The organism is Labrys sp. Lb11, from assembly GCF_057554225.1.
Genome location: NZ_BAAJOT010000008.1, coordinates 218925 through 241712, shown reverse-complemented (window position 1 = coordinate 241712; position 22788 = coordinate 218925). Strand labels below are relative to the sequence as shown.

Here is a 22788-nt window from a genome sequence, read left to right as displayed (position 1 = left end):
CGGCAATTTGGCATGAGTCTGCGAAACCACCGGGAGCGGACCCATGTTGCATCCTGAAACGGCCAAGATCTGGGCGGACTTGCGCGAGCATCGGCAGACGCTGGAAGGCGTGGCGACGCGCGACCTGTTTGCCCGGGATCCCCAGCGGTTTTCCGCCTTCTCCTTCGCGCTCGACGACATTCTCGTCGATTTTTCCAAGAACCGCATCAGCCGCGACACGCTGGCCCTGCTTCTGTCGCTGGCCAGGGCGGCCAATATCGAGGTTCGCCGCGACGAGATGCTGCGCGGCGACGCCATCAACACCACCGAGCAGCGGGCCGTGCTGCACGTGGCGCTGCGCGCGCCGGCCGACGCCGACATTCGCGTCGACGGCCGCAACGTCGTGCCGGACGTGCACGAGGAGTTGTCGCGCTGCTATGCCTTCGCCGATGCCGTCCGCTCGGGCGGGCTGCGCGGGGCGACGGGCGACCGCATCGCCGACGTGGTGAATATCGGCATCGGCGGCTCCGATCTCGGCCCGGCCATGGGCGCGCGCGCGCTGTCGCCCTATGCCGACGGGCCGCGGGCCCATTTCGTCTCGAACGTCGACGGCGCCGACATGGCCGACGTGCTGGCGAAGCTCGACCCCGCCCGCACCCTGTTCCTGGTCTCCTCCAAGACCTTCACCACCATCGAGACCATGACCAACGCCGCCACGGCGCGCCGCTGGATCGCCAAGTCCCTCGGCGAATCGGCAGTCGGCGACCACTTTGCGGCGATCTCCACCAACATCGTCGCAGTGGAGGCGTTCGGCATCTCCAAGGACCGGATGTTCCGCTTCTGGGACTGGGTCGGCGGGCGCTACTCGATGTGGTCGGCGATCGGCCTCGGCCTGATGATCGCCATCGGCCCGCAGCGCTTCGCCGAATTCCTGGCTGGCGGCCACGAGGTCGACGAGCATTTCGCCAAGACGCCGCTGGACGCCAACATCCCCGTGCTGATGGCGCTGATCGGCATCTGGCATCGCAACATCATGGGTCATGCCGCCCATGCCGTTCTGCCCTACGACCAGCGGCTCGGGCGCTTCCCGGCCTATCTCCAGCAGCTCGACATGGAATCCAACGGCAAGCGCGTGCATCTCGACGGCACGCCGCTCGAGGGCTCCACCGGACCGCTGGTCTGGGGCGAGCCCGGCACCAACGGCCAGCATGCCTTCTACCAGCTCATCCACCAGGGCACGGACGTGATCCCGGCGGATTTCCTCATCGCCGCCGAGCCGCACGAGCAGGGCATGGGCGACCATCATGCCATCCTCGTCGCCAACTGCCTGGCGCAGACCGAGGCGCTGATGCACGGCCGGACGCTGGAGGAGGCGCGGGCCCAGCTGATCGCGCAGGGACTGTCGCCGACCCGGGTCGACCTGCTCGCCCCGCACAAGGTGTTCCCCGGCAGCCGGCCGACCACGACCATCGCCTATCGCAAGCTCGACCCGCGCATGCTCGGACGCCTCGTGGCGCTCTACGAGCACAAGGTGTTCGTGCAGGGGGCGATCTGGGGCATCAACTCCTTCGACCAGTGGGGCGTCGAGCTCGGCAAGGAGCTCGCCTCCCGCCTGCTGCCGGTGGTCAAGGGCGCCAGCGCCGAGGCGCTCGATGCCTCGACCCGCGGGCTGGTCGGGCATCTGCGCAGCCTGACGCGCTGAAGCGAAAGGCCGGCCACAGCGCTCACGGCGAGCCGCGTGCGAATCGCGTCACCGTGTCGATGAAGGCCCGGGGCTTGGGCTGCTCCTGGTTCCGGGCCGGGAATAGAGGAAGAGGCCGGCCTGGGGGTCTGGCAGGCGCTGGCAGCAGCAGCGGACACCCAGTTCGACCTGGAGGAACTGGTCGCCGCCGGCGACCATGCCACCATCCTGTGGCGTTATCGCTGGGGCAAGGGCCAGTCCGTCCGAGGCGTCAACCCGATGCGGGCGCGGGATGGGGTGATCGTCGCGGCGATGGGCGATGTGAAGGGGGCGTGAGGGCCGCTCCCTCCGCGTCCCGCACCGGGGGCGGAATGGCTCCGGCCGCGCTCGCCTGCCGGCATAGGGCGGCGATCGGACAGTGCCGGCAGTCCTGTCGCCGATGGGTGCAGACGGTCTGGCCGAGCATCTTGACGTGCCAGTGGAACTCGTAGAGCGCGTCGGCGCTCCAGTCCGGCAGGGCGTCCATGGCCAGCCGGAAGCCCCGTTCGAAGCCTGCGCCGGCGGGCAGCAGGCCGCAGCGTCGGAACACGCGCAGGACATGGGTGTCGATGACGAGCGCCGGCATGCGCAGGCTGCTGAAGTTGAGGACGACCGCGGCGGTCTTGGCGCCGACGCCCGGCAGCTGCTTCAGCCAGTGAAAGGCGTCGAAGCAGGATCGCGTCGCGAGAAAGCCGAGATCGACGCGTCCTTGCAGGTGCCGGATCATGGTCGCCGCGGCGACGAGGCGCCCGGCCTTGTCCATCGGCCAGGTCACGCCGCGGATGAGACGGGCAATGGCCTCCGGATCCGCGTCCGCAAGCCTGTTCCAGTCGGGGAAGGCGGCGAGCAGGCGTTCATAGGCCGCCTGCGACACCGCATCCCGTGTCCGGCCGCTGATGCTGCCCTTGACCCATTGGCTGGTCGGGTCGTGCCGGATGTCGTCGCGCACCGCCGGGAAGGCCTGCTGCAGGCAGGCTCTGATCAGAGCGATCTCGGGCCTGTCGTGGAACGGGAAGCGGGCTTGGTCCATGGCCGTCGTCTCAATGGAAGTCGCGGCTCTTGAGCAGCGGCAGCTCGAGCTGCGGCGAGCGCAGGGCGGCGGCCGGTGCGGCGCCGATCTCCTCGTCGCCGCCGAGCTGTTCGAGCTCGGCGCTGAGGTCGATGAAGTGCTCGGCGATGACGTGGATGACGAGGCCGGCCCGCTGCAGCCGGCCGCGTACGGCGACGAAGCGCGTCGTCATCACCGTCCGGCGATTGGCCTCGAACACCTTCGACCAGACGACGATGTTGGCGATGTCGGTCTCGTCCTCCAGCGTCATGAACACCACGCCCTTGGAGGTGCCCGGCCGCTGGCGCGTCAGCACCATGCCGGCGACCGTGACGAGGCTGCCCTGCGGCACGCTCTCGAGCCGGTGTTCGGCATTGGTGATGACGCCGAGCCGCTTCAGTTGTTCGCGGAAGAAGGTGCAGGGATGCTCCTTCAGCGACAGGCCGACCGACCGGTAGTCCTCCACCACGTGCTCGCGCAGGGGCATCTGAGGCAGCGCGACCGCCGGCTCGTCGAACATCTCGTCGCCGAGATGCGACGCGAACAGGGGCAGGGGCGGCTTGGCCTGCAGGTCCCGGCCGCGGCCGCGCTCGATGCCGATGGCGGCGAGCCGGCGCGCCGTCCACAGCGCCGCGCGCCGGTCGAGCCCGAGCGAGACGAAGGCGTCGGCCTCCGCCAGCCGCTCGATCGTGAAGCCGGAGACGCCGCCGATGCCGCCGAGCCGCTCGATGCTGGAATAGCCGTTGCCGCGCATGGCGACGAGGCTCTTGATTTCCTCCTCGCGCAGGCCCTGCACCAGGCGGAAGCCGAGCCGCACCGCGAAACGGTAGCGGCTCTGGTCCCGTGCCGGTTCCAGCGTGCAGTCCCACTGGCTGGCGTTGACGTCGACCTCCCGCACCTCGACGCCGTGCCGGCGCGCGTCGCGCACCAGCTGAGCCGGCTGGTAGAAGCCCATCGGCAGGCTGTTGAGGATGGCGGCGCAGAAGACGTCGGGATGGTGGCACTTGATCCAGGCCGAGACATAGACCAGCAGCGCGAAGCTCGCCGCATGGCTCTCGGGAAAGCCGTATTCGCCGAAGCCCTTGATCTGGTCGAAGCAGCGTATGGCGAAGTCCGGGGGATAGCCGCGCCGGATCATGCCGCCGACGAATTTTTTCTCATAATTGCCGACCGTGCCATTGTGCCGGAAGGTCGCCATGGCCTTGCGCAGGCCATTGGCGTCGTCGTCGGAAAACTTGGCCGCCACCATGGCGATCTCCATGGCCTGCTCCTGGAACAGCGGCACGCCCTTGGTGCGCTTGAGGATGGCGGCCAGTTCGTCGGGCGGCCCGTGCTCCGGCGCAGGCGAGGGGAAGTACACATCCTCGCGGCCCTCCCGCCGCCTGAGATAGGGATGCACCATCTTGCCCTGGATCGGGCCGGGGCGGACGATCGCCACCTCGATGACGAGGTCGTAGAATTCCCTCGGCTTGAGCCGCGGCAGCATCGACATCTGCGCCCGGCTCTCCACCTGGAACACGCCGATGGAATCGGCCCGCGACAGCATGTCGTAGACGGCCGTGTCTCCCTGAGGCAGGGCAGCCATCTCCGTCAGGCCGAGATGGTAATGGCTGTTGAGCAGGTCGAGCCCGCGCCTGAGGCAGCTCAGCATGCCGAGCGCCAGCACGTCGACCTTCATCAGGCCGAGGACGTCGATGTCGTCCTTGTCCCATTCGATGAAGGTGCGCTCGTCCATGGCGGCGTTGCCGATCGGCACCGTGTCGTCGAGGCGATGGCGGGTCAGCACGAAGCCGCCGACATGCTGGGAGAGGTGGCGGGGGAAGCCGGTGATCTCGGCCGCGAGAAGGATCGCCCTGGCGATCTCCGGATTGTCCGGGTCGAGGCCGGCCTCGCGCACCCGCTCGGGTTCCCATTTGTGCTCCCAGCTGCCCCAGACCGTGCGCGACAGCGCCATGGTGACGTCCGGCGTCAGCCCCAGCGCCTTGCCGACCTCGCCGATCGCCCGGCGTGAGCGGTAATGGATCACGGTGGCGCAGATGGCGGCGCGGTGGCGGCCATAGCGTTCATAGATGTACTGGATCACCTGTTCGCGCCGCTCGTGCTCGAAATCGACGTCGATGTCCGGCGGTTCGCCGCGGTTCTCCGACAGGAAGCGCGAGAACAGGAGGTTGCTGATCGCAGGATCGACCTCGGTGATGCCGAGACAGAAGCACACGGCGCTGTTGGCCGCCGAGCCGCGGCCCTGGCACAGGATCTTCAGTTCCTTACGAGCGTGAGCGACGATATCGTGCACGGTGAGGAAGTAGTGAGCGTATTTGAGCTTCCCGATCAGGGCCAACTCCTTGTGCAGCAACTCGACCGTCTTGTCCGGAATACCGTTCGGATATTTCTGCTTGGGGTAGCGCCATTGTGCCCCAGCCCATGCCAGATCCGTCAGATGCTGCTGTGCCGTCTTGCCGGGCGGGACCGGCTCGTCGGGATATTCGTATTTGAGCTCCTTGAGTGAAAACTGGCAGGCCTCGGCGATGGCGACGGTGCGGGCGACCGCCTCCGGGAAGTCCTTAAACAGCCCGGCCATCTCCGCCGCGTCCTTGAGGTGGCGCTCGTCATGGACCTGCAGCCGGCGGCCGGCCTCGGCGATGGTGCATTTCTCGCGGATGCAGGTCAGCACGTCGGCGATGGGACGGCGCTGCGGCACATGGAACAGCGCGTCGTTGACCGCCACCATCGGCGCGCCCGACCTCTCGCCGAGCTCGGCGGTCAGGCCGAGCCGCCTGGGCTCGTCGCCGCGATGGCGATGGCATCCGGCCAGGAAGGCGCGGCCCGGGGCGGCCTGCGCCAGGCGGGCCAGCCGGGCGGCGAAACCGGGGGATGATGCAAGGTCGTCCGGCGGCAGCGCGATCAGGATCTGTCCTTCGCTCGCCGCCAGAATATCCTCGAATCCGAACAGGCATTCGGCCTTGTCCGCCCTGCGCTTGCCGTCGGTGAGCAGCCGGCAGAGCCGGCCATAGGCAGCCCGGTCGGTCGGATAGGCGATCGCCTCGAAGCCGTCGGTGGCGACGAGGCGGGCGCCGACCAGCAGCTTGATGCCGGGGTGCTTTTGGGCCTCGGCAAAGGCGCGCACCACGCCCGCCAGGCTGTTGCGGTCGGCGATGCCGATGGCCGCGAGGCCGAGCTCGTCGGCGCGGGCGACCATCTCCTGCGGATGCGAGGCGCCGCGCAGGAAGGAGAAATTGGTGGTGACGGCGAGCTCGGCGTAGCGCGTCATGCGAACAGCCCGTGTACGAACCAGCGCGGCGGCGAGGCGCCGACGTCGCGGAACAGCCAGAAGCGCCGGCCGGCCTCGTCCTCGGCGAGGACATAGTCGCGGATCTGCCAGGCCGGGATGGAGGGCAGGGGGGCATCGGCAGGAGGATGCGCCGGCAAACCAGAGTCATGGCCGAGCTTGTCCCGGCCATCCGGACGAGATCGCATGCGATCTCGTCCGGGATCGCGACGGTAGCCAGCGCCGGCGCGACCTTCGCCAGTGTGCTCTCCTGCACCGGCAATGGTCGCGTGGATGGCCGGATCAAGTCCGGCCATGACGGCCGATGTGGTGGTTCTGGATGTGCTGGCCCGGACCGGCGGCGCATGCCACCACTCGTCGGCGATCCGCTCTGGACCCTGCAGGCGGGCGATGGCGTGGGTCGTGCCGCGCCAGCGCAGGCGTCGCGGCGGGCCGTCGGGCAGGAGGGCCACGATGTCGGCCGGTTCCGGGGCGGCGAGCAGCAGCACCGGGCGCAGGCGCGAGCCGTCCGGCGCCGGCCAGGCCGGCGGCGCCTCGCCGATGCACCGGGCGGCTTGCGAGCGCTCCGGCACATGGCTCGCCACCGGCGCCAGCACCTGCACGCTGCGCGGCCCCAGCCGCTGCCGCAGGCTGTCGACCAGGGCGGTGCGGCGCTCCGCCAGGTCGATGGCGGCGGCGGAGGCAAAGCCCGACTGCCGCTCGTCCAGCACCTCGGCGCCGATGACGGACAGGGCGAAGGCCTCGAAGCCGAAGCCGGCGTCGACGGCTTCGCCGAGGCGTTCCAGCTTGAGGCCGATCAGCCGCGCCACATGGGCGGGATCGCGCGTCGCCTGGGCAAGGCCGATATCGACCGTGCGCACGGCACCGTCGACCCGGTAGAGGGCAAGCTCGAGGGTACGCGCACCCATGCCGTCCCGCTTGAGCTGCGGCGCCAGGTCGGCCATCAGCCGCCGCGCCACGGTGACGACGGCGTCCTGGGTCAGCACCGGCTCGAGCAATTGGCGCAACGCCCGATAGGCCGGCGGCGGCGCGAGCCAGGTCAGCGCTTCCGGGGCACGGCCCAGCGCCTGGTCGAGCCGCCGCAGCAATCCCTTGTCGAAGCGCGCGGCAAAGGGGGCGCGGGGCTTGTCCAGGAGGTCGCCCACCCGCTTGAAGCCGAGCCGCCGCAGCGGCTCGCGCGTCCCGGCCGGCAGGCGCAGGGCCGCGACCGGCAGGGGCGCCAGCGCCGCCGCCTCCGCGCCCGTCGGCAGGATCGGGCGGGGGATGCGGGAAAAACGCGACAGGGCCCAGGCCGCTCCGGCCGTGCCGGCGACGGCGAGGCGGGCGGGCAGGCCGAAGCGGCGCAGGCGGGCGTCGAGGTCGGCGAGCAGCTTCTCCTCGCCGCCCAGCAGGTGGTCGGCGCCGGCGACGTCGATGAACAGCCCGTCCGCCCCCTCCGCCTCGCCCCAGGCCGTGACCGCGGGGGCATAGCGCGTCGCCCACAGGGCGAGCCGGCGCAGGGCCGCGTCGTCGGCGGCGGGATCGGCGGGCCGGACCTGCAGCGGCCCGCAGCGCGCCCGCGCATCGGCCAGCCGGTCGCCGGAGGCGAGGCCGGCCGCCGCGGCGGCACGGTTGGCGGCGGCGATCAGGCCGCCGCCCGGTCCCTCGACCGACAGCACGAAGGGCCGGCTGTCGTCGATCGCCTCAGGCGACGCGGATCGCTGCGCCGCCAGGAAGCGCAGGATCGGCCAGCGAGGCAGCCAGACTGAAACGATGCGCGGCATGATCCCACTCCACGGTCCAGGTTCCCGTCCGCCCGTTGCGGCAGCGCTCCAGCTCCAGCCGCCAGCGCCAGCGTTCGAGCAGGCCGAAACGGTCGCGGGCGGCCGGGGCCGCGGCGACCCGCCAGCGCGTCGCGGCGGCGCTCGCCCCCGCGCCGGGCAGCAGCAGGAACAGCGGCGCCTCCGCCTGGGCGGCGGCCAGGTGCAGCCGGCGGCTCGCCTTGAGGTCGAGGCCCCGGAGGGCCGAGAACAGCCCGGCGACGGCGGCCAGCGCGCCCGAGCGCAGCGCCTCCTCCAGGGCCCAGAGCGCCTCGATGTCACCGTCCGCCTGCGCCAGGATCAGGCGGGCCGGGTCGAGGCCGAGGATGCGGAGGCCGTGCCCGTGCAGCCGGCCCCGCTGCGCCGCATCGGCCCTGTCCTGCACGACCAGAATGGATTGTTCTCTATTTGTTCTAGACAGGAGCGCGCTCAGGAAGCCCAGGGCAGCGCCCATGTCGGCTGCCGTGTCGGGCACGATCTCGTGCAGGGCATCCAGCGCCAGGCCGCCCCGGGGCAGAGCCCGGTCGAGCGGTGGCAGGCCGAAAGGCAGGATCCGCGTGCCGCGACCGGTGTTTTCCAGGCGCGGCAGCAGCCGGCGCAGGCTGTCCAGCGTCGCCGCGCGTCCGCGGCCGGTATCGGGGCGGGCCGGGAGCGGAGCATGAGGCGGGACGGTCTGCGGCATGGGCTCTGCGGAGTTGATCTGCCGGCAGACTAGAACAAAAAGGAAACATTGCAAGCGGAGTCTGGACGCGCGCAGGGCTCCGAACTCAGGAATCGTGGCGGCAACGCGACCGTAAAAAATCCTTGGTGCAACGCTTCCATCATGGCCGGGACAAGCCCGTCCATGACGGCTGAGAGGGCGTTGCCTTGTCCTGCACCGCCTCCCGCCTCAAGAGGAGCCTCGGGCCGGGCTGCTCACTCCTGCGGCTCTGCCGGCGCCTTGCCGTCCGGCCGGGCCGCGCCATTGGCCTGGGCCAGGGCGTTGGTCATGGCCTGCACCGGGTCGGCGCCGGTGAAGCCGGCCTCGGCCAGGATCTTGTCGAGCAGCGGCGCGTTGGCGCGGTAGGCCAGCAGCTGGCCGACCAGCCCGTCGCCGAAGTTGCCGTTGCCCGTCAGGCCGCCGGCCTTGCCGCCGAGCAGGCCGCCGGCGTCGAAGATGCGGATGTCCGAGATCTTCTCCAGCGGCTTCACCGCCTCGGCCAGGGCCAGCGGGATGACGCGGATGCGCTCGCGCGTCAGTTCGTAGGCGATGACCTCCTGGCTCAGGCGGTTGCGGGCTTCGTTCAGCGCCAGCTCGCGTGCCGCCTCGGCCTGGCCCATTTCGCGGATGCCCTGGGCCCGCGTCTTGGCGGCCTCGGCCTCGGCCTGGGCCAGGGTGGTGATCGCCTCGCCCTTGTCGATGGCCGACTGCTTGTCCGCCGCGGCCTGCACGCGGACGGCGACGGCGTCGGTCTCGGCCTCCTTCTGCGCCGCGATCACGGCGATCTGCTTCTCGCGCTCGGCGACCTCGACGGCCTGCGCCGTGGTGACGCGCTCCTGCGCCGCCACCGCCTTGGCGCGGGCTTCCTGAGCCAGGGCGTTGGCGTCCGATTCCTCGCGGCTCTTGTTGGAGACGGCGATGGCGCTCTCCTGCGCCACCAGTTGCACGTCGCGCTCGGCCTCGGTCTTGCGCTGCTGGATGGCCCGCGTCGTGGCGACGTTGGCGGTCTGCTTGGCCTCCTCGGCCTTGGCGTTGCGCTCGGCGATGGCCTGGTCGGTGGCGATGCGTGCCTCCTCCTCGGCGCGGCGGGCTTCCGCCTCCTTCTGCGCCGCCTGGGCCCGGGTCTCGGCGGTCTTGTTGACGATGTCGCGCTGCTGGTTGAGCTCGGCCTCCTTGGAGGTGCGCTCGATCGACAGCTTCTGCTGCTGGGCCTCCAGGTCCTTGGTGGCGATGGCGACCTCGGTGTCGCGCACCACGTCGTTGCGCTCCTTCTTGCGCGCCTCGGTGATGCGGGTCAGCGTCGCCAGGCCCTCGGCATCGAAGTAGTTGTTGGCGTTGAAATGCTTGATGTCGGTCTGGTCGAGGCGGGTCAGCGACACCGATTCCAGCTCCAGGCCGTTGGACTGCAGGTCGGCCGCCACCGCCTCCTGCACCGCCTTGACGAAGTCCATGCGCTTTTCCTGCAAGTCGTTCAGCACCATGGTGGCGGCGACCGAGCGCAGGGCGTCGACGAACTTGGCCTCGATCAGCACGCGCAGCTCGTTGGCGTCGTTGGTGCGGTCGCCGAGCGTCTGCGCCGCCAGGGCGATCGAGGCGCTGTCCGGCTTCACCCGCACATAGAACTCGGCGCCGATGTCGACGCGCATGCGGTCCTTGGTGATCAGGGCCTCGCCCTCGCCGCGGCGCACCTCCAGCCGCAGCGTCTTGAGGTTCACCCAGGCGGTGGAATGGAACACCGGCAGCACCACCGAGCCGCCGTCGAGCACCACCTTCTGGCCGCCGAGGCCGGTGCGCACATAGGCCCGGTCGCGCGAGGAGCGGGTGTAGAGCGTCGCCAGCACGAAGCCGATGCCGAGAATGACGACGAGGCCGATGGCGGCCGGGATGAGCATGTCCATGATCATCGATAGGCTCCGTTGGGGCGGGCTCAGCGGCCCGAGGTGAGGTCGTCGGGGACGGTGATGGCGAGGAACACCTTGTCGCGGCGGTCGGCCAGCAGCACGGTTGCGCCGGTGGCGAAGGGGCCGTGGCCCGGCGCCGCGCGGGCGATGAGGAAGTGCCAGTTGCCGTGCCGGTCCTGCAGGCGCACGCGGCCGGGCCTGCCCTCGTCGAGCGGGCCGATCGTCACCGAGGCGGTCAGGCCGACGAAGTCGGCCTCGTCGACCACATAGGTCTCGTCGCGCGGGATGACACGGGCGAGAAGGCGGCTGCCGAGGCGGGTCAGTTCCACCGCAGCCGCCGCGGCGACGGCCGCGGCGATCGGCGCCGTCAGCGGTCCGGCGACGGCGATGGCGATGGATTGCACGCTATAGCCGGCCGCCGCGAACGAGCCCAGCGCCAGCATGATCACGATCAGGATCGGCGCCCGGCCGGGATTGATCCAGCCGAGGATGCCGCCGAACCAGCTCCCATGGTCTTCGGCGTGGCCGGCGGGATGGCCGTCGGCATGGCCGCCGAACCCCTTGTCGAAGACGGAACTCGCGGAAACTCCGATGATCAGCCCGGTGAGCTCGATCGCCACCAGGCCGAGCAGGATGAGTGCCGCGATCCCGAACGGTTTTGTTTCAGGCGCCAGCAAAAGGTCCATGGCCCAGTCCTGTCAGCCTCTCATCTCCTCGTATCGTCCGGGCACCGCGCCGGCTGGGTCGGGTCGACCCGCGGGTGAGGTGGCGGGCGGAGTGCAAGGCTCGATCCTAGCTGCCCTTGCCGGCCTTGATCGCCGCCAGGCGTTCCTCGATCAGGTTGTCGCGATGCAACCGCTCCAGCTCGTCCAGCTTGCCGGCGTCCGGGCTGGCGACGCCAGCGGGAACACCGGTGACGCGGACGATGGCCGCGGCCGATTTCGCCGCCTTGTCGAGGGGCGAGGCGGCGGCGTGGCCGTTGCCGGCCTCGCCGCCATGCTGCCGCACCAGGCTGCGCTTGAGATCGGCCAGGCGGCCCTCCGCCTCCTTGCGGGCGGCGGCGACCGCCTGCAGCGCCTTGCGGCCCTCGTCGGTCCGGTCGTCGACATCGGCCAGGGCCTTGTCGAGCGCGGCGATCTGGGCCTCGAAGTCGACCTGGCGGCCGATGCCGGCCCGGGCGAGGTCGTCGCGCCCCTGGGCGATGGCGGTGCCGATCCGCCCCTGCAGCGCGCCGAGCTCGGCGGCGATCTCCTTGCGGCGGCTGTCGATGCGGTGGCGCTCGGCCATGGCCTTGCCGAGCTCGGCGCGGGCCTCGCCGGCGGCGGCGTCGATCTCGCGGATCGCCTGCTCGACCACCGCCACCGGGTCGAGGCCCTCGGCCTTGTCGATGCTGGAATGGGCGAAGCCGGCGATCAGGCGGCCCATGCGGGACAGAATGCCTTCGTGGATCATGGTCCTCTCCTCTTCAGGCAGGGCGCGCGGCGTCACGCCGATGCGAACCTCCAGAGCGTCGCCCTCGGCGACGAGACGCGCGGGGATGGAGCCGTGCCATCCCGGCCGATAGCCGCGCACGTCGCAGGGCAGGGTGATCCGGCCGGCGACGGTGGCGATGGTCAGGCTGGCGGCGCCCTTGATGGCGTAGAGCTTGTCGTCGAGCGGCAGGCCTTCCACCGCCTCGCCGTTGCGCCGGGCCACGAAGTCGCGCAGCCCCAGCACCACCATCTGGGCCGGCAGCCGGGTCTGGGCCCGCACCCGGCCATAGGCCTGCTCATGCAGCAGGACCAGATTGGATCCGGCGCTGGAGCCGGCCGCCACGTCGGCCAGGATCGCCATCATCGCCTCATAGTCCCGGAACGTCTGCACGATCGCAGCGAGCGCTTCCGCATCCGGAAACAGCTGGTAGCGCAGGGCAGACGATGCCGGGGTCCGTATCCGAGGCATGCGGAAGAGATAAAGGACTCCCTTTGTCCTTTTCAAGGCGAGACGGGGAGGGCATGTTCCCTTGGGAACAGGTGCGGCCGCCACGGGCAATGCCGTCCTCCGGATGGACGCTCTCGTCCCCGCCAATCCGCGGCGGGGACGGCGGTCGCGCATTGCCACGCCGGTTGCGGCCGAGCCGGATTGGCCGACCATGCCGCATCACGAAAGGGACCTTTTCCGTGCGACTGCAGATCCTCTCCGACCTCCATGTCGACGTCGATGCGATCAAGCCGATCGAGCCGGCGGGCGATGTCGTCCTGGTCGCGGGAGACGTGTGCCAGGGCGCCGCCAGGGCCCATGCCTTCCTGGCGGAGCGCTTTCGCCATTTCGTCCATGTCGCCGGCAATCATACCTTCTACAAGTCGTCGATCGAGGCCGAGCTCGCCACCGGCCTGTGCGGCGAGAAGCAGGTGCGTCTCGTTCGGCACCTGCGCATCCTGACGACGACGCTCTGGACGGATTACGAGCTCCACGGCTCGTTCCTCCACGGGATGGATGCGGCCCGCCGTGGCCTCAACGACCATCGCCGGATCGCGCTGCGCAAGCAGCCGTGGAAGCGCTTCACGCCGCAGGACGCCCGCCGCCTGCACGTCGAGGCCCGCGCCTGGCTGGCCGAGGAACTGGCGCGGCCGCATGCCGGCCCGACCGTGGTCATGACGCATCACGCGCCGCATCCGGGCTCGATTGCCTCCAAGGCGGGCAAGACGATGCTCGATGCCGCCTATGCCTCCGACCTGACCGAGCTGATCGTGGTCTGGCAGCCCGAGCTCTGGGTCCACGGCCATGTGCATGCCTCGTCCGATTATCGCGTCGGCCGGACGCGGATCGTCTGCAATCCACACGGCTACGGCAACGAGAACCCGGGCTTCGATCCGCGGCTGGTCGTCGATCTGTAAGAAAAATAACGGCCGCACGGGAGCGGCGCCGATCGGTCTCGGCGCCGAGCCGCGCATCTCACAGCGTCGCGAGCAGCTCCGCGAGCTGGTCGGCGCATTGGCCCCAGCCGTCGTGGAAGCCCATCCTGGCATGGGCTTCGCAGGCTTCCGCCGTCCAGTGGCGGGCCCGCGCGGTGTAGCGCGTCCCGCCGTCCGCATCCTCCAGCGTCACCGTCGCCACCATGAAGGGCTGGCCGGCGGGCACCCAGCCTTCGGCGAAGGCGTCGGTGAAGACGATGCGCTCGTTCTCGACGATGTCGAGGAAGACGCCGGGGTTGGGATAGTCGTTGCCGTCGGCGTCGCGCATGACGGTGCGGAATACGCCGCCCGGCCGCAGGTCCATGTCGCAGACCGGCGTGGTGAAGGGGCGCGGCGCCCACCAGCGCACCAGCAGCTCCGGGTCGGTCCAGGCCCTCCAGACCTTGGCGCGCGGTGCGTCGAAGATGCGTGTCAGCACCAGCTCGCGGTCCGTCGGGAAGGTGGGGTCGTACATCTCGGTCTCTCCGAAGCATTCACGTGGCCATCAGCCTCAAGACGAACGGGGCGTGGCCGGGGCGACAGCAGGCACGATTTTCTGTCGGAAATCCGGCCAGGGCCGGACCCTCGGCGGATTTTGCGCCGGTTCGCGGCCTGCGTCAGCGCCGCCGCGCCCCGGCCGGTTCCGCGGCGATGCCGCCGGGGGCGAAGACGGAGAGGGGGCGGATCTCGCAGCCACCCGGGCCGTCCTTGGCGTGCGACAGGTCGCCGGCCGTATCGATGGCCTCCTGCAGATCGACGCAGTCGACGACGAAGAAGCCGAGCAACTGTTCCCTGGTGTCGGCATAGGGGCCGTCGAGCACGAGCGGCACGTTGCGGCCCCGTCGCAGCGTCATCGCCGCCGTGGTGGGCAGCAGGCGCGCCGCCGGCCCGAGCCGGCCCGCCGCCGCCAGCCGCCGTTCGACGGCCTCGATCCGTGCCATGGCCTCCGCCTCCTGCTCCCGGCTCCAGCCTCCGACCACATCCTCGGACTCGTAGCAAAGGATGGCATAGAGCATGGCCGCACTCCGTTCGCCCCAAGGACGTCCCGAGGCGGTCGATCCCGACAGCGCCTTGAAAAAAACGGCTCGTCGCTCGGCGTTGCATCCGCAGGCTGCGCCACGTCAGGGCACGAAGATCAGGAAGACGTAGGCGACGAAGATGACGAGATGCACCATCCCGGTGAGGACGGTCGTCCGGCCTGTCCCGAAGCTCAGGACGCTGATGGCCAGCGCGAGCACCAGGAGCACCATGTCCCCCGCGTCCAGGCCGAGCGTCAGGCTTCGCCCCGTCAGGAGGCTTGCCACGGCGACCGCCGGAATCGTCAGGCCGATGGTGGCGCAGGCCGAGCCCAGGGCGACGTTCAGCCCCCGTTGCAGCTCGTTGTTGATCGCGGCCCGGATGGCTGACACCGCTTCGGGCATCAGCACCAGCGTGGCGATGAAGAAGCCGACGATCGCATCCGCCTGGGGCACCTGCAGATAGGCCAGGCCGTCCTCGACGCTGCCCGCGACCTGTTCCGTCAGGAGGACGATGCCGACCAGCCCGACCACGAGCAGAACGGCGTTGACGGCGATGCCGCCGCTTGCATCGGCATGCCCGTGGCCGGCCGCCAGGTCCTCGACGAAGTCGTCCCGGTGGCGCACGGTCTGGGCAAAGACGAACGAACCGTAGAGCAGCACGGACAGGCAGCTGACGAAGGCAAGCTGCGATGCCGAGAACAGGCCCGGCGCCGTCGCCAGCGTGTAGTCCGGCAGGATCAGCGTCAACACCGTGAGCGCCATGAGCACGGCCAGCGACGCATTGGTGCCCTGCCGCTTGATGTCCTGGTACCGGTGCCGGAGCCCGCCCATGGTCAGGCACACGCCGACGACGCCGGCGCAGACGATCATCACGGTCGAGAACACGGATTCGCGGGCCAGCGTCGGGTTGTTCCCGCCGTGCAGCATCATCGAGACGATGATCGACACCTCGATGGCCGTGACTGCGAAGGTCAGGAGCAGCGTGCCATAGGGCTCGCCCACATGCCGCGCCACCGTCTCGGCATGGTGCAGGACGACGAAGACCGTCACGAAGATCAGGACGAGGACGAGGGTGAGCGACGGAATCCTGACCGGAAGCGGCCAATGCTCGGCGGAGATCAGGCCCAGTTGAGCCGCTGCCGCCAGGCCGAAGGCGCCGACCGGGATCAGGCGATTGGCAACCGACTGTCGATGAAAAGCCAAACCCAGCCCCTTCTCTCGGTGGAACATCGCGGCGGTGGTATTATGGGGATGATGCCAAGTCCATAGGTCCATCCGCCGGTTCGACGCCCGTTGGAGTGCTTGGGGGGCTGCCTCCGCGCGGCAATGCCCGACGCGGCCGCAGGCCGGCCGCTGCGGTTCTGCCGACTGCGCAGCAGGGACCGATGCGGGTCGTTGCAGCTCCGTGCTCCCGCTTGACTCGCATATAACCCTACGGTTATTGATTTGATCAATAACCGTAGGGTTATATGTTTCGATGACGAATGCCCATGATGTGCTCTTCAGGACGCTCGCCGATCCGACGCGGCGGGCCATCTTCGAGCGGCTGTGCCGGGAGGGGGAACTGACGGTCGGGGCGCTGACGGCCCGGGCCGGGATTTCGCAGCCGGCTGTCTCGAAACATCTGGGAGTCCTGAGGCAGGCCGGGCTTGTGAGCGACCGTCATGAAGGCCGCCAGACACATTACAGCGCGCGGCCCGGCGCCTTGGAGCCGCTGCTCGACTGGACGAGCCGCATGGCCGGGTTCTGGGAAGCGCGTTTCGACGACCTTGAAGATCTGCTCAAGAGGATGGACCAATGAGCGAAGCAGCAACCGAAACGCGTTCCGTCATTGTCGAGCGCGAGATACCCCATCCCCCTGAAAAGCTCTGGCGCGCGCTGACGCAGCCACACCTGATCGAGGAGTGGCTGATGAAGAACGACTTCAACCCCGTCGTGGGTCACCGTTTCAACCTTCGCGGCGATTGGGGCGGCGTGCTGGACTGCGAAGTCCTCACGGTCGAGCCGAACAGAATGCTGTCCTACACTTGGAACTTCGCGCATGACGATCCGGCCTACGCCCTGCAGAGCGTGGTGACCTTCACGCTGATCCCGACGGGCACGGGGACGCTCTTGCGCATGGAACAGGCGGGCTTCCGGCCGGGCCAGCGGCAGGCCTTTGGCGGCGCCAAGGCGGGATGGACGCAGTTCCTCGCGAATCTGGATCAGGTCCTGGCGCGCACGGATTGAGGCCCCGGCCGAGGAAATGGCCCGGCCCGCGTTTGCTCGTCTTCAAGGGAGGTCGTGTTGAGCTGGAACAGATGGATTCGGCAGTCCCATCGCTGGCTGTCGATCGCCTTCACGGTGACGGTCGTCGCCAATTTCGTCGCCATGGGACTTGGAGACCCCCCCGCCTGGGTGGTCTACGCGCCGCTGCCCCCGCTCTTCCTGCTGCTGTTCACCGGCCTGTACATGTTCGTGCTGCCATACGCCGCCAACCGGCGCGGCGGGTGACGCCGGACGGACGCGGCCGCCCTGTCACCGCGGGTCGGGCGGGATGCGGCCGGCATAGCCGAGTTCCCAGGACACCTTGGCGGCGGCGCGCAGCACCGCGTCGACCTGCTCGACCGGCGGCTCGCGCGGGATGTGCTGGATCGAGCCGACGATGGCGATGGTGCCCACCGCGTGGCCGTCCTTGCCGAGCAACGGCGCGGCCAGGGCGTTGATGCCGAGCGTCTCCTCCTCCGGCGCGGTGGCGTAGCCGCTGGCGTGGCAGCGGGCGAGCTCCTCGGCGAAGAGGTCGATGTCCTGGATGGTGTGTTCCGTCTCGCGCGTCAGCCCCCTGCGGCGGATGGCCGGCAGCAGCGAGGGGTGGCTGAAGGCGGTGGCGACCTTGCCCTGTGCCGTGGCGTGCAGCACCAGCTCGCTGCCCGGACGCACGCCGATCTCCAGCGACGGCTTGCCCAGGAGCGTGGTCAGCACCGTCACGCCGCGGGCGCTGACGGCCGAGACGACGACGGTGGCGCCGGTCTCCTCGCGCAGGCTGCGCGCCGGCGCCTCCGAGGCGGCCAGGAGGTCGATGCGGCCGGCCGCGGCCTGGCCGAGCAGATGTGCCCGCACGCCCAGCCTGTAGCGGGCGCTCGCCGGATTCTGCGAGATATAGCCGCGTTCCATCAGCGTCTGCAGGTGCCGGAACACCGTGCCCTTGGTCGTGCCCAGCCGGTTGGCCAGTTCGCTGACGCCGATTTCCTCCTGCTCCGCCGCCACGGCTTCGAGCACGTCGAACGCCAACTGCACGGACCGCACGCCCGTATCGGCCTTTTCACCAGACGCCATCGCCGCACAGCCCCCTCATCCGCCGCAGCAGCGCGAATCCATCCGACGGACCCCCGAACTGCGTTTTTCTCCTCGAAACAAAATTCGGACCAGATTGCGCGGAAGGAATCAAGGGATTTTTTGTAACATATTGAAAATATGCGTATATATCTGTCGGATCGCATTTTTGGCTGGATCTTGATTCGTAGAAAATCGTCCTGTATGTAGAAACTAAGTTTTGTCAGCCGAAACGATATCTCTCATGTCCCCGACGACGAACTCGCCCTTTGCCCGCGACGCGGCCTTCCATCTGCATCCGCAGACCAATCTGCGCCTGCACGAACAGGTCGGCCCGATGGTGATCCGTCAGGGCGAGGGCGTGCATGTCGTCGACATCGAGGGCAACCGCTTCATCGAGGGCATGTCGGGCCTGTGGTGCGCCGCGCTCGGCTTCAGCAATCGCCGGCTGGCCGACGCCGCCCACCGCCAACTGCTGGCGCTGCCCTACCAGCAGGCCTTCGCCCATCGCGTCGCCGAGCCGGTGGTCGACCTGACCCAGGCCCTGGTCGAGCGCGCCCCGGAGGGGCTCACCAAGGTGATGCTGCAGAGCTCGGGCTCCGAGGCGGTCGACACGGCGATCAAGCTGGTCTGGTACTATCACGAGGCCATCGGCAAGCCGCAGAAGCGCAAGATCATCGGCCGCATGCGGGCCTATCACGGCACCACGGTCGCCTCGGCCAGCCTCACCGGCCTGCCCAACATGCATCGCGGCTTCGGCATCCCGCTGCCGGGCTTCCTGCATGTCGGTTGTCCGCACCACTACCGCTACGCCCAGGAGGGCGAGAGCGAGGAAGCCTTCGCCGACCGGCTGGCGCGCGAGCTGGAGGAGACGATCCTGCGCGAGGGGCCGGACACGGTCGGCGCCTTCTTCGCCGAGCCGGTGATGGGCACGGGCGGCGTCATCGTGCCGCCGGCCGGCTATTTCGAGAAGGTGCAGGCCGTGCTGAAGCGCCATGACGTGCTGATGGTCGCCGACGAGGTGATCTGCGGCTTCGGGCGCACCGGCCATTACTGGGGCTGCGACGCCTTCGGCATCCGGCCGGACATGCTGACCTGCGCCAAGGGGCTGTCCTCGGCCTATTTCCCGGTCTCGGCCCTGATGGTCTCCGAGCCGATCTACCAGGCGATCGCCGACCAGACCGACCGGCTCGGCGGCTTCGGCCAGGGCTTCACCTATGGCGGCCATCCCGTCGGCGCCGCCGTGGCGCTCGAGACCCTGCGCATCTATGACGAGATCTACATCGTCGGCCGGGCCCGTCGCATGGGCGCGCTGCTGCAGGAGGGGCTGCGCCGCTATGCCGGCCATCCGCTGGTCGGCGAGGTCCGCGGCATCGGCATGATGGCGGCGCTGGAGCTGGTGGCGGACAAGCGCACGAAGGCGCCGTTCCCGGCCGAGGTCAAGGCGGCGGCCCGCGTCTCCGACGCGCTGCGCAGCCGCGGCGTGCTGTTGCGCGCCCTGGGCGAATCCCTGCTCTGCGCCCCGCCGCTGATCATCGAGGAGGCGGAGCTCGCCACCGTGGTGGACGGCGTCGGCGCGGCGCTCGACGAGGTGCAGCGGGACCTGTCGCGGCTGCAATGAGGGCGGCGGAACGCGATGACGGCCGGGGAGGGGGCATGAACGCGATCCCGCAGCACGACGCCGAGGGCCGGAGCGCTCCGCCGATCGTCAGCTTCCGCAACGTGTCGAAGAGCTATGACGGCCGCACGCCGGTGGTCGACGCCCTCGACCTCGACATCCGCGGCGGCGAATTCCTGACCCTGCTCGGGCCGAGCGGCTCGGGCAAGACCACGACGCTGATGATGCTGGCCGGTTTCGAATGGCCTGACGCCGGCGAGATCCGCCTCAACGGCCAGGACATCACGCGCCTGCCCGCCTACAGCCGCGACATGGGCGTGGTGTTCCAGAGCTACGCCCTGTTCCCGCACATGAGCATCGCCGAGAACATCGCCTTCCCGCTCGGGGTGCGCAAGACGCCGAAGGCCGAGCAGGCCCAGATGGTCGGCAAGGCGCTGGAACTGGTGCATCTCGCCGGCCTCGGCGACCGCAAGCCCCAGCAGCTCTCCGGCGGCCAGCAGCAGCGCGTCGCGCTCGCCCGCGCCCTGGTCTACCGGCCGCGCCTGGTGCTGATGGACGAGCCGCTCGGCGCGCTCGACAAGGCGCTGCGCGAGAGCATGCAGGCCGAGCTCAAGCAGATCCATCGCCGGCTCGGCATCACCTTCGTCTATGTCACGCACGACCAGGACGAGGCGCTGACCATGTCGGACCGGGTCGCCGTGTTCCACCAGGGTCGGATCGCCCAGATCGCCGCGCCGCAGGCGCTCTATCGCCGGCCGGCCAACCGCTTCGTCGCCGGCTTCGTCGGCGAGACCAACCTGATCGAGGGCACCGTGGTGGCGCTGACGCCCGAGCGCGCCCGGCTGCGCCTTGCCGGCGGAACCACCGTCGAAGGCTGGCGCGGCGAAGGCCTGGCCGAAGGGCGGCAGGCCGCCCTGGTGATCCGGCCGGAGGCCGTGGCGCTGCGCCCGGCCGGCAGCGGCGAGATCGAGGGCGTCGTCACCGACACCATGTTCCACGGCGATCATCTGCGCCTGCAGGTCGATGTCGGCGGCGCCGCGGTGCAGGTCAAGGTCGCCGCCGCGGCGGGCGTCGCGGTGCCCGCCCACAAGGATCGCGTCGGCCTTGCCTTGCCGACCGAAGACTGCGTGGTGCTCGCCTAGGCAGGTTCAGGAGAACCGGCCCGGAGCCGCGCGGTCCCACACGCAAGAAACGACCAGGAGAAGGGAACCGACATGACATCGTTCAGGACAACGGGCGCGGCGCTGCTGCTGGCTGCCTGTCTCGCCGGCTCGGGCGCGGCGGCGCGAGACCTTACCGTGGTTTCTTGGGGCGGCAGCTACCAGGAGGCCCAGCACAAGGCCATCTTCGCCCCCTTCGCCGCGGCGAGCGGCACGCCGGTGGTCGAGGATTCGTGGGACGGCGGCATCGGCATCCTGCGCACCAAGTCCGAGGCGGCCGACAGCGGCTGGGACGTGGTGCAGGTCGAGGCCGAGGAACTGGAGCTCGGCTGCGCCGAAGGCGTGTTCGAGACCATCGACTATGACCGGGTCGGCGGCAAGGACGCCTATGTGGCGGGTGCGGTGCATCCCTGCGGCGTCGGCTCGGCGATCTACAATTTCGTGCTCGCCTACGACAAGGCGAAGCTGAGCCAGGCCCCGGCCGACTGGAAGGACTTCTTCGACCTCGCCCGCTTCCCCGGCAAGCGCGCCCTGCGCCAGGGGCCGAAGGGCAACCTGGAGATCGCCCTGATGGCCGACGGCGTCGCCCCGGCCGACGTCTATGCCACGCTCAAGACGCCGGAGGGCGTCGACCGCGCCTTCGCCGCGCTCGACCGGATCAAGCCCTCGCTGGTGTTCTGGAAGGCGGGCGCGCAGCCGATGCAGCTGCTCTCCTCCGGCGAGGTGGTGATGACGACGAGCTACAACGGCCGCGTCACCAACGCCATCCGCAACGACCACAAGGATTTCGGCATCGTCTGGAACCAGTCGCTGCAGACGCTCGACAGCTGGGTGATCCTGAAGAATTCGCCGAACAAGGACGCCGCCTACAAGCTCCTGGAGTTCGCCTCCCGCGGCGACGTGCAGGCCGTGCTGCCGACGATCCAGCCGATCGGCATCACCTCGGCGGCGGCGCTGCCGAAGATCGACGCCAAGGTGCTGGTCGACATCCCGACCGCGCCCGACAACGCCAGGACCGTCCTGAAGCTCGACGACGCCTTCTGGAACGACAACATCGACGCGCTCCTGGCGCGCTGGACCACCTGGGCGGCAAAGTAGGCGAGGCAGGGCGATGACGCGGCGCGATCTCGGGACGGCCCTCGGCGGCTATGCTCTGGCCGCGCCGCTGCTCCTGTTCCTCGGCCTGACCTTCCTGCTGCCGCTCGGCATGGTCGCCTGGCGCAGCCTGGCCGATCCCGAGCTCGGCCAGGCCCTGCCGGAGACGGCCGGCCTGCTCGCCGCCTGGGACGGGCGCGGCCTGCCGCCGGACGCGGTCTATGCCAGCCTCGGGCGCGAGCTCAAGGCCGGCGTCCCCGAAAGGACCTCGGCGCTCGCCCGGCGCATGTCCTATGAGACGCCGACCGGGCGCGAGCTGCTGTTCGGCACCGTGCGCAAGCTGAAGGCCCTCGGCCCGGCCGGGCCGGTCGACCGCGCCGCCCTTGTGGCAGCCGACGCCCGCTGGGCCGATCCCGCCACCTGGCAGGTGCTCAAGCGCGCCGTCGGGCCGGCCGGCACCTTCCACCTGCTCTCCGCCCTCGACCTGAAATGGGACTACGAGAAGGGGCTCGTCGACTTCCGTCCGGAAGGCAGCCTCTACCGTGACATCCTTATGCGCACCCTGCTGATCGGCGGGGTGACGACGGCCCTGTGCATGCTGCTGGCCTTCCCGCTCTGCGCCTATCTCTCCGGCCTGACCGAGCGCCGGCGCAATCTCCTCCTGATCCTGGTGCTCCTGCCGTTCTGGACCTCGATCCTGGTGCGCATGACCGCCTGGATCGTGCTGCTGCAGGACCGCGGCGTCATCAACGACACGCTGCGCCTCGTCGGCCTGATCGACACGCCGCTCGGCCTGCTGTTCAGCCGCACCGGCGTCATCCTGGCGCTCGTCCACGTCATGCTGCCCTTCATGATCTTCCCGTTGCTGACGGCGATGCGGGCGGTCGATCCGCGCCTGATGCGCGCCGCCGCCTCGCTCGGGGCACGGCCGTTCCACGCCTTCCGGCGTGTCTACCTGCCGCAGGTCCTGCCCGGCCTGGTGGCGGGCGGCATGCTCGTCTTCATCGTCACCATCGGTTTCTACATCACGCCGGTGCTGCTCGGCGGGCCGGGCGACCAGATGATCGGCTCCTACATCGCCCTGTTCACCACCGGCACGCTCAACTGGGGCCTGGCCTCCTCGCTCGGCATGATCCTGCTGGGGCTGATCGTGGTGCTGTTCATCGTCCAGACGCGCCTGGGCAAGTCCGCCAACACCGGGTTCTAGGAGGGAGAGCG

At 69.7% G+C, this 22788-nt stretch carries 21 protein-coding genes; 10 read left to right on the top strand and 11 right to left on the bottom strand.

Annotated features, from left to right (window positions below; all coding sequences use genetic code 11):
* Nucleotides 1-43: 43 nt before the first annotated feature.
* Nucleotides 44-1681, top strand: coding sequence for a glucose-6-phosphate isomerase (pgi, locus tag AC27L4_RS28055; protein ID WP_487145910.1), 1638 nt, complete (start codon nucleotides 44-46; stop codon nucleotides 1679-1681).
* A 102-nt stretch (nucleotides 1682-1783) separates the two neighbouring features.
* Entirely contained in the window at nucleotides 1784-1996 is a 213-nt protein-coding gene (locus AC27L4_RS28050; protein WP_487146064.1) for a nuclear transport factor 2 family protein, read from the top strand.
* Here the strand turns inward: AC27L4_RS28050 and AC27L4_RS28045 are convergent.
* The 7 genes from AC27L4_RS28045 to AC27L4_RS28015 form a co-directional block, all read right to left on the bottom strand.
* The gene (locus AC27L4_RS28045) at nucleotides 1932-2729 is read right to left on the bottom strand and encodes an endonuclease III domain-containing protein (protein ID WP_487145909.1); all 798 of its coding nucleotides are present in this window, start codon (nucleotides 2727-2729) and stop codon (nucleotides 1932-1934) included. The genes AC27L4_RS28050 and AC27L4_RS28045 overlap by 65 nt on opposite strands.
* 10 nt (nucleotides 2730-2739) lie before the next feature.
* Nucleotides 2740-6015: an error-prone DNA polymerase gene (locus tag AC27L4_RS28040; RefSeq protein WP_487145908.1), complete on the bottom strand. Its 3276-nt coding sequence runs from the start codon at nucleotides 6013-6015 to the stop codon at nucleotides 2740-2742.
* Nucleotides 6012-7796, bottom strand: a complete 1785-nt coding sequence (locus tag AC27L4_RS28035; RefSeq protein WP_487145907.1) for a Y-family DNA polymerase — start codon at nucleotides 7794-7796, stop codon at nucleotides 6012-6014. Before AC27L4_RS28035 ends, AC27L4_RS28040 begins: the two co-directional genes overlap by 4 nt.
* The gene (locus tag AC27L4_RS28030; RefSeq protein WP_487145906.1) at nucleotides 7717-8514 is read right to left on the bottom strand and encodes an ImuA family protein; all 798 of its coding nucleotides are present in this window, start codon (nucleotides 8512-8514) and stop codon (nucleotides 7717-7719) included. Before AC27L4_RS28030 ends, AC27L4_RS28035 begins: the two co-directional genes overlap by 80 nt.
* 233 nt (nucleotides 8515-8747) lie before the next feature.
* Nucleotides 8748-10436, bottom strand: coding sequence for a flotillin family protein (locus tag AC27L4_RS28025; RefSeq protein ID WP_487145905.1), 1689 nt, complete (start codon nucleotides 10434-10436; stop codon nucleotides 8748-8750).
* Between the two features lie 23 nt (nucleotides 10437-10459).
* The gene (locus AC27L4_RS28020) at nucleotides 10460-11119 is read right to left on the bottom strand and encodes an OB-fold-containig protein (protein ID WP_487145904.1); all 660 of its coding nucleotides are present in this window, start codon (nucleotides 11117-11119) and stop codon (nucleotides 10460-10462) included.
* A 106-nt stretch (nucleotides 11120-11225) separates the two neighbouring features.
* Complete coding sequence (locus AC27L4_RS28015; RefSeq protein WP_487145903.1) at nucleotides 11226-12374, bottom strand: PspA/IM30 family protein; 1149 nt, start codon at nucleotides 12372-12374, stop codon at nucleotides 11226-11228.
* Nucleotides 12375-12592: 218 nt separating this feature from the next.
* Between AC27L4_RS28015 and AC27L4_RS28010 the strand changes: the two genes are divergently transcribed.
* Entirely contained in the window at nucleotides 12593-13309 is a 717-nt protein-coding gene (locus tag AC27L4_RS28010) for a metallophosphoesterase (RefSeq protein ID WP_487145902.1), read from the top strand.
* A gap of 58 nt (nucleotides 13310-13367) precedes the next feature.
* Here the strand turns inward: AC27L4_RS28010 and AC27L4_RS28005 are convergent, their stop codons facing one another.
* The 3 genes from AC27L4_RS28005 to AC27L4_RS27995 form a co-directional block, all read right to left on the bottom strand.
* The gene (locus AC27L4_RS28005; RefSeq protein WP_487145901.1) at nucleotides 13368-13841 is read right to left on the bottom strand and encodes an SRPBCC family protein; all 474 of its coding nucleotides are present in this window, start codon (nucleotides 13839-13841) and stop codon (nucleotides 13368-13370) included.
* Between the two features lie 142 nt (nucleotides 13842-13983).
* Nucleotides 13984-14382: a YciI family protein gene (locus AC27L4_RS28000; protein WP_487145900.1), complete on the bottom strand. Its 399-nt coding sequence runs from the start codon at nucleotides 14380-14382 to the stop codon at nucleotides 13984-13986.
* Between the two features lie 105 nt (nucleotides 14383-14487).
* On the bottom strand, nucleotides 14488-15588 hold the full coding sequence (locus tag AC27L4_RS27995) for a calcium:cation antiporter (RefSeq protein WP_487145899.1): 1101 nt from the start codon (nucleotides 15586-15588) through the stop codon (nucleotides 14488-14490).
* Nucleotides 15589-15862: 274 nt separating this feature from the next.
* On the opposite strand from AC27L4_RS27995, the gene AC27L4_RS27990 reads away from it, so the two are divergent.
* The 3 genes from AC27L4_RS27990 to AC27L4_RS27980 are packed head-to-tail and all read left to right on the top strand — an operon-like array spanning nucleotide 15863 to nucleotide 16878.
* Nucleotides 15863-16186, top strand: coding sequence for an ArsR/SmtB family transcription factor (locus AC27L4_RS27990; protein ID WP_487145898.1), 324 nt, complete (start codon nucleotides 15863-15865; stop codon nucleotides 16184-16186).
* The gene (locus AC27L4_RS27985; protein WP_487145897.1) at nucleotides 16183-16614 is read left to right on the top strand and encodes an SRPBCC family protein; all 432 of its coding nucleotides are present in this window, start codon (nucleotides 16183-16185) and stop codon (nucleotides 16612-16614) included. Before AC27L4_RS27990 ends, AC27L4_RS27985 begins: the two co-directional genes overlap by 4 nt.
* Before the next feature lie 57 nt (nucleotides 16615-16671).
* Nucleotides 16672-16878: a hypothetical protein gene (locus AC27L4_RS27980; RefSeq protein WP_487145896.1), complete on the top strand. Its 207-nt coding sequence runs from the start codon at nucleotides 16672-16674 to the stop codon at nucleotides 16876-16878.
* A 24-nt stretch (nucleotides 16879-16902) separates the two neighbouring features.
* On the opposite strand, the gene AC27L4_RS27975 is transcribed toward AC27L4_RS27980, so the two are convergent.
* Entirely contained in the window at nucleotides 16903-17700 is a 798-nt protein-coding gene (locus AC27L4_RS27975) for an IclR family transcriptional regulator (RefSeq protein WP_487145895.1), read from the bottom strand.
* Between the two features lie 241 nt (nucleotides 17701-17941).
* Between AC27L4_RS27975 and AC27L4_RS27970 the strand changes: the two genes are divergently transcribed.
* From AC27L4_RS27970 to AC27L4_RS27955, 4 genes are all read left to right on the top strand, one after another.
* The gene (locus tag AC27L4_RS27970) at nucleotides 17942-19318 is read left to right on the top strand and encodes an aminotransferase (protein WP_487145894.1); all 1377 of its coding nucleotides are present in this window, start codon (nucleotides 17942-17944) and stop codon (nucleotides 19316-19318) included.
* A 35-nt stretch (nucleotides 19319-19353) separates the two neighbouring features.
* Entirely contained in the window at nucleotides 19354-20457 is a 1104-nt protein-coding gene (locus AC27L4_RS27965) for an ABC transporter ATP-binding protein (RefSeq protein ID WP_487145893.1), read from the top strand.
* A gap of 72 nt (nucleotides 20458-20529) precedes the next feature.
* Nucleotides 20530-21573 carry an ABC transporter substrate-binding protein gene (locus AC27L4_RS27960; protein WP_487145892.1) on the top strand — a complete coding sequence of 348 codons (1044 nt, stop codon included), beginning with the start codon at nucleotides 20530-20532 and terminating at the stop codon, nucleotides 21571-21573.
* A gap of 13 nt (nucleotides 21574-21586) precedes the next feature.
* Nucleotides 21587-22777: an ABC transporter permease gene (locus tag AC27L4_RS27955; protein ID WP_487145891.1), complete on the top strand. Its 1191-nt coding sequence runs from the start codon at nucleotides 21587-21589 to the stop codon at nucleotides 22775-22777.
* Nucleotides 22778-22788 lie beyond the last annotated feature (11 nt).

Bases quoted from the DNA above. Each gene is read 5' to 3' on its own strand.
- AC27L4_RS28020 (WP_487145904.1), bottom strand. From the start codon at position 11,119: ATGGACCTTTTGCTGGCGCCTGAAACAAAACCGTTCGGGATCGCGGCA.
- AC27L4_RS27985 (WP_487145897.1), top strand. From the start codon at position 16,183: ATGAGCGAAGCAGCAACCGAAACGCGTTCCGTCATTGTCGAGCGCGAG.
- AC27L4_RS28030 (WP_487145906.1), bottom strand. From the start codon at position 8,514: ATGCCGCAGACCGTCCCGCCTCATGCTCCGCTCCCGGCCCGCCCCGAT.
- AC27L4_RS28035 (WP_487145907.1), bottom strand. From the start codon at position 7,796: ATGCCGCGCATCGTTTCAGTCTGGCTGCCTCGCTGGCCGATCCTGCGC.
- AC27L4_RS27955 (WP_487145891.1), top strand. From the start codon at position 21,587: ATGACGCGGCGCGATCTCGGGACGGCCCTCGGCGGCTATGCTCTGGCC.
- AC27L4_RS27975 (WP_487145895.1), bottom strand. From the start codon at position 17,700: ATGGCGTCTGGTGAAAAGGCCGATACGGGCGTGCGGTCCGTGCAGTTG.
- AC27L4_RS27970 (WP_487145894.1), top strand. From the start codon at position 17,942: ATGTCCCCGACGACGAACTCGCCCTTTGCCCGCGACGCGGCCTTCCAT.
- AC27L4_RS28025 (WP_487145905.1), bottom strand. From the start codon at position 10,436: ATGATCATGGACATGCTCATCCCGGCCGCCATCGGCCTCGTCGTCATT.
- AC27L4_RS28045 (WP_487145909.1), bottom strand. From the start codon at position 2,729: ATGGACCAAGCCCGCTTCCCGTTCCACGACAGGCCCGAGATCGCTCTG.
- AC27L4_RS28040 (WP_487145908.1), bottom strand. From the start codon at position 6,015: ATGACGCGCTACGCCGAGCTCGCCGTCACCACCAATTTCTCCTTCCTG.
- AC27L4_RS27990 (WP_487145898.1), top strand. From the start codon at position 15,863: ATGACGAATGCCCATGATGTGCTCTTCAGGACGCTCGCCGATCCGACG.
- AC27L4_RS27965 (WP_487145893.1), top strand. From the start codon at position 19,354: ATGAACGCGATCCCGCAGCACGACGCCGAGGGCCGGAGCGCTCCGCCG.
- pgi (WP_487145910.1), top strand. From the start codon at position 44: ATGTTGCATCCTGAAACGGCCAAGATCTGGGCGGACTTGCGCGAGCAT.
- AC27L4_RS28005 (WP_487145901.1), bottom strand. From the start codon at position 13,841: ATGTACGACCCCACCTTCCCGACGGACCGCGAGCTGGTGCTGACACGC.
- AC27L4_RS28015 (WP_487145903.1), bottom strand. From the start codon at position 12,374: ATGCCTCGGATACGGACCCCGGCATCGTCTGCCCTGCGCTACCAGCTG.
- AC27L4_RS27960 (WP_487145892.1), top strand. From the start codon at position 20,530: ATGACATCGTTCAGGACAACGGGCGCGGCGCTGCTGCTGGCTGCCTGT.
- AC27L4_RS28000 (WP_487145900.1), bottom strand. From the start codon at position 14,382: ATGCTCTATGCCATCCTTTGCTACGAGTCCGAGGATGTGGTCGGAGGC.